We start from the raw sequence: 4,159 nt of genomic DNA on the forward strand, positions 1-4,159 counted from the left end.
GTACGGTCCGACCGAAACCACGGTAGATGCGACTGCTTATACGATTGAAGATGTAGAGTCCCTGAACGCACTGCTGGAAAAAGGGGAGCATACGGTATCCATCGGAACGCCGATCGCGAACCAATCTGTGTACATCCTGAACAGCCAGCAACAGCTGGTGCCGATCGGTATCGCTGGTGAGCTTTATATCGGAGGTGCAGGTGTGGGACGAGGATACCTGAACTTGCCGGAGCTGACGGCAGAGAAGTTTGTCCCGAATCCGTTCGCTGATGCGGCAGCAGCCGATCAAGCGGACAGCACTCACGCAAACCGGATGTATCGGACGGGTGACTTGGCACGGTGGATGCCAGACGGCAGCATTGAGTATTTGGGCCGGATCGACCACCAGGTGAAAATCCGGGGCTACCGGATCGAGCTGGGCGAGGTGGAAGCGCAGCTACTGACTGTGGACGGCATTCAGAAAGCCGTGGTCACGGCATGGGAAAACGAAGACGGACACAAGGACCTGTGTGCCTATATCATAGCTTCAGCGTCCCTGAGTTTGCCGGAGCTGCGGAATGCGCTGCAGCCGAAACTGCCGGATTACATGATCCCGACGTATGTGGTACAACTGGATCGTTTCCCGCTGACCCCGAACGGGAAAATCGACCGCAAGGCGTTGCCGGCACCGGAAGCACGCCTCGAAGGAGGCCTGGAGTACGTTGCGCCGCGGACACCGCTGGAAGCCAAGCTAGCCCAAATCTGGCAGGATGTTTTGAAGCTGTCCAGCGTAGGAGTCACCGACTCATTCTTTGACGTGGGTGGACACTCCCTGCGGGCAACGACGCTGGTGGCCAAAATCCATCAGGAACTGGACAGCCGGATTACGCTGCGTGAGGTGTTCCAACACTTTACGATTGAGCAGCAAGCCCAGCTCATCGCTACGCACGGTACAGACACCTATACGGTGATCCCTACGGCGGCGCAACAGGCGTACTACCCGGTTTCCTCGGCTCAAAAACGACTGTACATTTTGAGCCATCTGGAAGGCGGAGCTGTCAGCTACAATATGCCGGGTGTATTAACCGTAGAGGGACCGCTTCAGGCCGATCGGCTGGAGGATGCGTTCCGTCAGTTAGTGGCCCGTCATGAAACGCTGCGGACATCCTTTGAAATGGTGGAAGGCGAGGTCGTTCAGCGGGTGTACGATCAAGTGGAATTTGCAGTAGAGCACCTGCAGGCCAATGAGTCTGAATCCGAAGCCTATATCGGGTCCTTTGTACGCAGCTTTGATCTTCGCCAGGCACCACTGCTGCGTGTCCGTCTTATTCAAACCGGACCAGAGCGCCGTCTCCTGATGTACGACATGCACCATATTATTTCGGATGGGGTATCGTCTAACAATATCGTGCAGGAGCTGGTACAACTGTACGAGGGACAGGCGTTGAAGCCATTGCAAATTCAGTACAAGGACTATGCCGTGTGGCAGCAGCAGGAAAAGCAGCTTGAATCCTACCAACGACGGGAACACTTCTGGCTGGAGCATTTAGCCGGAGAATTGCCGGTACTGGATTTGCCGATTGCTTATCCTAGACCTGCTGTTCGCAGCTTCGAGGGTGCGATGTATGAATTTACAGTGGACCCGAATGTATCCGAGCAACTGCACCGAATTGCGGCACAGACCGGAAGTACACTGTACATGGTCCTGTTGAGCGCCTATACCGTTCTGCTGTCCAAATACAGCGGTCAGGACGATTTGATCATCGGTACGCCGGTAGCAGGCCGATTGTTGCCGGAACTGGAGCCACTGATCGGAATGTTCGTCAACACGCTAGCCATCCGGCATCAGCCGAGGGGCAACCAAACGTTCCACAACTACTTGCTGGAAGCCAGAGATCGTACGCTGCAAGCCTTCGAGCATCAGGATTATCCACTGGAAGAGTTGGTGGAAAAGCTGGATGTAGCACGGGATGCAAGCCGTAACCCGTTGTTTGACACCATGTTTGTACTGGAAAATACAGAGTCGCCGGAAGCGCAGCTTGAAACGCTGTCCTTCAGTCCATATGTTCAGGAGCATCGTATCTCCAAATTCGATTTGACCTTGTCTATGAGTGATGAAGATGGGGAGATCAAGGGTTCCTTTGAATATTGCACGAAGCTGTTTGCGGCCGACGCTATTGAGAGATTAACCAGAGATTTGATAGCGATCCTTTCACAGGTTGGGACCAATCCAGATTTGTTGTTAGGCGATATTCAGGTGAACACGGGCGAGCAACCGGAAGGCTTCTCGCCGGATTCCATCGACTTTGTTTTCTAAATCAGTTTTCTAAATGCAATGATTTCACTTTGCGTGTGCAGAGGGCGGCGGCTTGTCCGACTGCCCTTGCCTGCAAAGTATTCTTTTTCTGACACAATGCTCATGTACGCATTGATAGAGGATGCCGCGTAAGCCAAACAAAAAAGCAGCGCCAATTGCAAATGTGAATCACATCTGTTGTTCTTCCAACACGCATAACAAAAAAATTTACAACAAACGTGCTCAATAGTCTTCTCTTCGAAAAGGTATTAGCCAAATGGGCAACAGAATGTTTCTGTAGACTGAAGATCCTTTAATATGAATTCCAAGTGTTCTCTAGCTAAATGATTCAATGGTTGTAAGAGTAAAGGAAGACTGGGACTTGAGATCAAGCCACTTATTTCTGCTGCTGCTGAAACAACACGAAGGCTACCATATTGATGAAATAACGTCCAAATAGGTTCAAGTAGCGCCGAGAGTCGTTTCGCTTCGTCAGCAAAACCGTCCTGAGCCAAACGGGTCATATTTAGGCACGCCTTTGGAAACAAACCACCGAGAACTGAGTACCATGCTTCACAGCCTGCATTCAAGCCAGTAACTGCAAATGAATCTCCACTTACCCCTATAGTTACATGGGGAGGAATGACCGTTCGTAGTTTTCTAATGCGTGCCTTGGCTGCTTCAGGATCAGAAGGTACTCCAGGAATCTTGATAGAACGAACGTTAGGCAGCTCAGCAATCCGACTGTGCAACTCATCACTGAAATGAAAATGCGAGGTACTCGGATTATCATATACACAAAGTGGAATGGAGAGTGAACTGGTCACCTGTTCATAGAGTGAAAATACTTCTTCACTTGTTAGTGCTTGATAGGAGACAGGGGCTAGCAGAACTGCGCTTGCTCCTGCTCTTTGTGCATCTTCCGCTAATCGAAGTACTTTAGAGGTACGAATCGCACTTATACTTGTCATTACGGGAATCCCCTCAGATGAATGGACAGCAAGTCGAAGCACACGTAGACGTTCTTCTCGATTAAGATATGCATAATTTCCAGTTGAACCCAATGCACCAATTGAGTCTACACCAGCTGCAACTAATCGTTGAATTAGTGTCACAAATGCTTTTTCGTTAATACCTGTCTCGTTAACTGGGGTGAGTGGAAAAGCAGATAATCCACAGAACATAAAGCTACACTCCTCTATTAATTGACCTTCAAAATACAAACACATTATAAAAATGAATTAGACGCAATTAAAGTACCAATTGAGAGACAAATAACAGTACCAATTCTTCTAAAGAAACTTAAGATCGAAACAAAGAGATATGAGTATCAAGCTTCAGTGTCAGCTTGGAAAAAAGTGAGGTTCGATAGTTGTACAAGATAAAAAGCATTCTATATAGAATGCTCAGATTGTCGAGAAACCCCGTCTTTTTGAGACGTGGGTTTCTTTTTCCTTGCACCATAATGGTCTGGTATCTGGAAAAACGGGGTGTTACCCCTGTTTTTCTAGGCGATCCAGGTGGATCGCCATCTTCTTCATGTTCTGCACGGCTGCCGTCATGAGGGCTTGTTCCCTGACGTTCGGAAGTCCGCGCAAACGGCAATAGCGAAACCCATGGAGCTCTTTGGCATCCGCGAAGCTTCGCTCAATCGTCTCTTTTCGTTTGCGGTATAGCTGTTTCCCGGATGGGCTCAGCCGGTTGCTTCGCACCCATTCTTTGCTGTCTTCCCAGACATGTCGAGTCACCACTTTGCGGTGGTTTTGAGACTGGGTACACTGGCCCAGTAGCGGGCAATGCTGGCACTGAGCTGGGTCAGAGGCATACTGCCTGTATCCCTTACGGTCCGTCGTTCGGTAGGGCAGTTCCTGTTGGGCCGGGCAT

3 protein-coding genes are annotated in these 4,159 nt (G+C 49.9%); 1 reads left to right on the plus strand and 2 read right to left on the minus strand.

Features of this window, described 5'->3' with window-relative positions; translation table 11 throughout:
- The coding region (locus AC5ELV_RS26180; RefSeq protein ID WP_493432438.1) for a condensation domain-containing protein at positions 1-2,296 on the plus strand (2,296 nt) is incomplete at its 5' end.
- A 248-nt stretch (positions 2,297-2,544) separates the two neighbouring features.
- Here AC5ELV_RS26180 and AC5ELV_RS26185 read toward each other — a convergent pair.
- Together AC5ELV_RS26185 and AC5ELV_RS26190 are read right to left on the minus strand one after the other, a co-directional pair.
- Entirely contained in the window at positions 2,545-3,459 is a 915-nt protein-coding gene (locus AC5ELV_RS26185; protein WP_493432439.1) for a dihydrodipicolinate synthase family protein, read from the minus strand.
- Positions 3,460-3,768: 309 nt separating this feature from the next.
- On the minus strand, positions 3,769-4,159 hold a 391-nt coding region (locus tag AC5ELV_RS26190), incomplete at its 5' end, for a transposase (RefSeq protein ID WP_493432440.1).

It is taken from the genome of Paenibacillus sp. NMA1017, assembly GCF_058895805.1.

Coding starts and splice junctions, on each gene's coding strand:
- AC5ELV_RS26185 (WP_493432439.1), bottom strand. CDS start 3,459: ATGTTCTGTGGATTATCTGCTTTTCCACTCACCCCAGTTAACGAGACA.